The sequence below is a fragment of the Campylobacter concisus genome (genome assembly GCF_002913865.1).
Classification (GTDB): Bacteria; Campylobacterota; Campylobacteria; order Campylobacterales; family Campylobacteraceae; genus Campylobacter_A; species Campylobacter_A concisus_AM.
Window position 1 is genome coordinate 1 of sequence record NZ_POYX01000029.1, and the last position, 4,408, is coordinate 4,408.

Annotated in this window: 7 protein-coding genes; 4 read left to right on the forward strand and 3 right to left on the reverse strand. The window is 33.8% G+C overall.

The genetic code is table 11. The features are described 5' to 3' along the window. Positions 1-259 precede the first annotated feature (259 nt). The 4 genes from CYP77_RS01980 (at position 260) to CYP77_RS10320 (ending at position 1,990) form a co-directional block, all read left to right on the forward strand. Positions 260-697 carry a cytochrome c3 family protein gene (locus CYP77_RS01980; protein ID WP_103567460.1) on the forward strand — a complete coding sequence of 146 codons (438 nt, stop codon included), beginning with the start codon at positions 260-262 and terminating at the stop codon, positions 695-697. Continuing rightward, positions 694-1,398, forward strand: coding sequence for a cytochrome c3 family protein (locus tag CYP77_RS01985; RefSeq protein WP_103567461.1), 705 nt, complete (start codon positions 694-696; stop codon positions 1,396-1,398). Before CYP77_RS01980 ends, CYP77_RS01985 begins: the two co-directional genes overlap by 4 nt. Next, entirely contained in the window at positions 1,398-1,547 is a 150-nt protein-coding gene (locus CYP77_RS09910; RefSeq protein WP_181001451.1) for a hypothetical protein, read from the forward strand. Before CYP77_RS01985 ends, CYP77_RS09910 begins: the two co-directional genes overlap by 1 nt. A 233-nt stretch (positions 1,548-1,780) precedes the next feature. Continuing rightward, on the forward strand, positions 1,781-1,990 hold the full coding sequence (locus CYP77_RS10320) for a helix-turn-helix domain-containing protein (protein ID WP_181001453.1): 210 nt from the start codon (positions 1,781-1,783) through the stop codon (positions 1,988-1,990). A gap of 31 nt (positions 1,991-2,021) precedes the next feature. Here the strand turns inward: CYP77_RS10320 and CYP77_RS01995 are convergent, their stop codons facing one another. The 3 genes from CYP77_RS01995 to CYP77_RS09920 form a co-directional block, all read right to left on the reverse strand. Further along, positions 2,022-3,119, reverse strand: coding sequence for a glycosyltransferase family 4 protein (locus CYP77_RS01995; RefSeq protein ID WP_430516090.1), 1,098 nt, complete (start codon positions 3,117-3,119; stop codon positions 2,022-2,024). A 43-nt stretch (positions 3,120-3,162) separates the two neighbouring features. Beyond that, positions 3,163-4,122 carry a glycosyltransferase family 2 protein gene (locus tag CYP77_RS10070; protein WP_103567463.1) on the reverse strand — a complete coding sequence of 320 codons (960 nt, stop codon included), beginning with the start codon at positions 4,120-4,122 and terminating at the stop codon, positions 3,163-3,165. Next, positions 4,122-4,408 (reverse strand): hypothetical protein (locus tag CYP77_RS09920; RefSeq protein ID WP_181001942.1); only part of this gene is annotated, 287 nt, incomplete at its 5' end. The genes CYP77_RS10070 and CYP77_RS09920, both read right to left, overlap by 1 nt.

The window sequence follows — 4,408 nt, forward strand, 5'->3', positions numbered from 1 at the left end:
TGTCAAGGTAGTGCTCTACCAACTGAGCTACGGGACCAAAGATTTGGGATTATATTTTATTTTCCATTTTATTTAGCTTAATTGCCATTTTCTTTAAAATTCAACTTCATAAAACTAGTCTATATTTTAGCACTCTAAAATATTATTAATGCAGATTTAATCAAGCAAGGACTATAATTTCATAAAAGTAAGTTTAAGCAAAAATATTAGTTTTCCGTTGAAATTTGATGTTTATAAATCTTAATAGAAAGGAAAGGTTATGAGAAAGCTTAAATTCATTACTATTTTTGCCTGTTTATTTTCGCTTCATCTCTTTGGTGCCGATATGCCAAAGGGCGATCTAAACGTCACAAAAGTAGCAGTCTCTGATGAACTACGAGCCAAGTATAAGATCAAACCTCATCACGAACATCTAAGCTTTGACTGCGTTGATTGTCACCAAAACCAAGGCGATGATCCTAGCAAATTTAAAGCGATCGGTGACGCTGGCTGCCTATCCTGTCATAAGAGTAAAAAGCTTTTAGCCCAAAGGCTAAAATTTATGGATACTCTAAAGGCAAATCCTCACAACTCTGTTCACGATGGTCCGACTTTGTACTGCGACGAGTGCCACAACGAACACAAACCATCTACAAACATGTGCTCTGAGTGCCATGAACACGAGGTGCCACAATGGATGAATGGAGTAACACCATGAAAATTTCAAAAAAATTACTAGCGCTTATAATCTTCATAAGCGGAATTGTTGGATTTTTAGTCGTTCTACCAGTTCATTATGCGCTTGATGAGACAAGTGGGGATAAATTCTGCGTAGTTTGCCACGAGATGGATCCTATGGTCATCGCCTACAATGACGACATCCACAGCGGCAAGGGCAAAACCGGCATCAAAGCAAGATGCGTCGACTGCCATATACCACATGACAACATCGCAAAATACGCCCTAACAAAGGCGAAAAATGGCATTTTAGAGGGCTGGGTGCATTTCTTTGGCGATCCTAACGCAATCGACTGGCACAAAAACCTCAAAAATCGCGAGCATTTCGTCTTTGACAACGGCTGCACAAGCTGCCACACAAACGTGATAGATAGCAACAACACTTCAGCGCAAGCTCAAAAGATGCACGCTCACTATAAAGAGCTTCTTGGCACTCCTAAAGAGCTAAAATGTGCAAGCTGCCACTACGACGCAGGTCACAGCGCTGGCTTTAGAAACTATCTTGAGTACTGGAAGCCGTCATATAAAATTTATGATAAAAAGATGATCGAAAAGAGGATCGAAGCTAAGCAAAAATTCTTCAAAGATGAGTACAAACCTACAAAAGAAGAAGAGGAATTTATAAAACAAAAGGCCGAAAAAGACACCAAAAAACCAGCTGGCGGTGGCATGGCTGGCTGATGAAGAAGATCTTGTTGCTCTCAAGCGACTTTGAGCAAAATGTCATCCTAAATGCATCGCTTTACCGCTTTGGGTTTAGGATGATCCAGCTCAAAGTGCGTGCTCAGTCATCAAGGACTTTGAGTGCGGCAACAGATAAAGAAATTTAAACCTTGATCTGGTTAAATTTATAAGAGATAGCCAAAATATCACTCCCATTATGCTTTTGCTAGATGTTAGCATCCCTAGCGTTTTTAAGAGGATTTACTACGCTATGGGAGTGACTTTATCATCAAGCCATTTTGCCCTGAAGAGTTTTTATTTCATGTTTTTGGCTTTGCAAGGTGCTTCTAGGCTCTAAATTTGAGCTAAATCTTTTACAAAAACTCCCAGTGTATAAAAAATCTGCTTTGACAAAAAAGAGAGCCAGCTACTTGAAATTTTATGTAAAAACTCGCCCCATGTCGTCATCTACGACGAGATAGATCACCACCTATATAAAAACGAAACCTTATCGCAAGACCGCATAAGATCGCTCGTGCGAGAGATAAGAGCAAAAATCCCCGCCATCTGCTTAAAAACCATACGAGGCACTGGATATAAGGTGGAATGAGTGGATTTTGCATCAGGAAATTTAAAAATCTCTAGTTTTTATCTCCAACAACTATACTCATAAGCTTTTTGTTCTGTTTATTTATATCAAATTTTTCTTCTGCAATTTTTCTACTTTCAATGCCCATTTGAATTATCATTTCTGGATTTTCTACAAAATACATCATTTTTTGTGCTAACACATCACTATTGTATGGCGGCACTAAAAAGCCATTTAAACCATCCTTGACCGTTTCTCTACAACCAATAGTATCTGTTGTTATAACAGCCCTTCCTATTGCCATCGCCTCTTGTGTGCTTCTTGGCACACCCTCTCTATATGACGGCAAGACAAATACCGAACTATTTGTGATCCAATCTTTTATATTATTTACGTATCCTGGGAAAATGACAATTTCATCATTAAGGTAAGGTCTTAGCTCTTCTTTCTTTAATCCAAATGGATTATTTTCTTCAAAACCACCCAATATATAAAAATTTATATCCTTATATTTATCTTTAACTATTTTTGCGGCTTCCAAATATTCAAAAATGCCCTTTTCTGCAAGCAATCTACCTATGAATATAAAATTAATAGGATCGCTTGTTGCTTTAGAGTATGAAAATTTATCCAAATCAATACCTATGCCACCCAGTATATTGACGCTTTTTACATTCATACTACAAGTATCTACTAACTCTTTTTTATCATCGTTATTCAAGAATATAAGTTCATTAAGAAGTGGCAAAGAAATTTTATATAGAAAAATCTGTATAGTCTTGATAATTTTTGCCTTTTTTGTTTGCCCATTTTTATGAGTAGTAAAAGCCCCGCCAAGTCCTTCTATCATACCAACTATTCGTGGCACTCTTGCTATTTTTGCAGCTAAGGTTGCAAAAATGACCGGCTTAACAAAAAAAGAAAAAACTACATCTGGCCTATGCTGCCTAAATAGCCTAATCAAATCAAACGTAGCAATGAGATCCTTAAATGGATTTAAACCTTTTGCATTTAAAGTATAGTCAAGCGGTATTGCACCAAGCGAGCTTATTTTTTCTCTACTTTTTTCATCGTAGTCACTAACTAAACAATAAATTTCATGCCCACTTGATACAAGCATTTCGATAAATTCTTTTCTGAAATTTATCATCGTGGAGGCGATATTGCCGATAATAAAAATTTTCACAATGATATTATCTCTTATAGATATCTCTAAAAAATTTAAATAATCTATCAAGTCCAATAAATGGCAATAAACAAATAATTCTTTTAAGTATAGAAAATTTATTATTTTCCAGTATAAACCAAATGTTCGCTGCATCTTTATCAATGGATTTTAAATTTTTTACAAAATTATTATTTAGATTATAAAAAACAACATTAATAAGCCTGGTCCTATGATGTTTAATTAGCTCTTCATAAATACCTTTGCTCTTTAAGAATTCACATATTGAGTTATACATGTCTTTTATGTCAGCTACTGTTCTAATATCAATTTTAGTAGATAGACTATAGTAATTCAGTTTATTATAATGAAAAAAAGCCGTTGGAATATATATCATCTTCTTAGAAAAATAGAATAGCTGAGTCATTATATAAACATCTTCACCAAATTGAAATTCTTTAAAAATAACATTTAACAAAAGCTTTTGTTCTATTAATTTATTAGTCATGGATGGTAAAATATATCCGCCAATCAATGCTTTGAGTTTGTCCTTATTTTTCACATCTTTATATCTATCTTTTTTATAGACCTGTCTATTTTTATAATGCAAAATCATATCGCAACAAACTATATCAGCATTATTAGATTCTGCAGCGTTATACATCTTGCTTACCATATCAGTATCAATCCAGTCATCACTATCTATAAATAAAATATATTTACCGCTTGAAGCATCCAAGCCATACTTTCTAGTAAGGCTTGAGCCACTATTTCGCATATTATTGATAATTTTTATATTATCTTTTCTATTTGGGTATTTTTCTATCGTATTTTCTAAAATTTCCATAGATTTATCTGGCGTACAATCATTTACAAAAACATACTCTATATTGTTGTAATCTTGCTCAAAAAGTGTAGTTACACACTTTTCTATATATTTTTCCACATTATAAATGGGCACTATTATAGAAACATCATATTTTTCCATTATTTACCCTTGAGAATACTAGCTACGCCAAACCAAAAATAGCTATAAAATATGGCTCTAATATCTTTATGACAAATAAGATTATACAACCATCTTCTGCCAAGTACTTGTTTTAAAGTAGCCAAGTCTACTACTCGTTTATTCTCACTTGCTTTTAAAATTTTATCAAAGTAGTTCTTTATATGTTTTAATTCGATTTTATTATTTTTTATTCTTTTATTATCAGATATTATAAAATGTATTTTCATATCCTCTTCGGTTATATTTAAATCAACCGCCTTAAGAG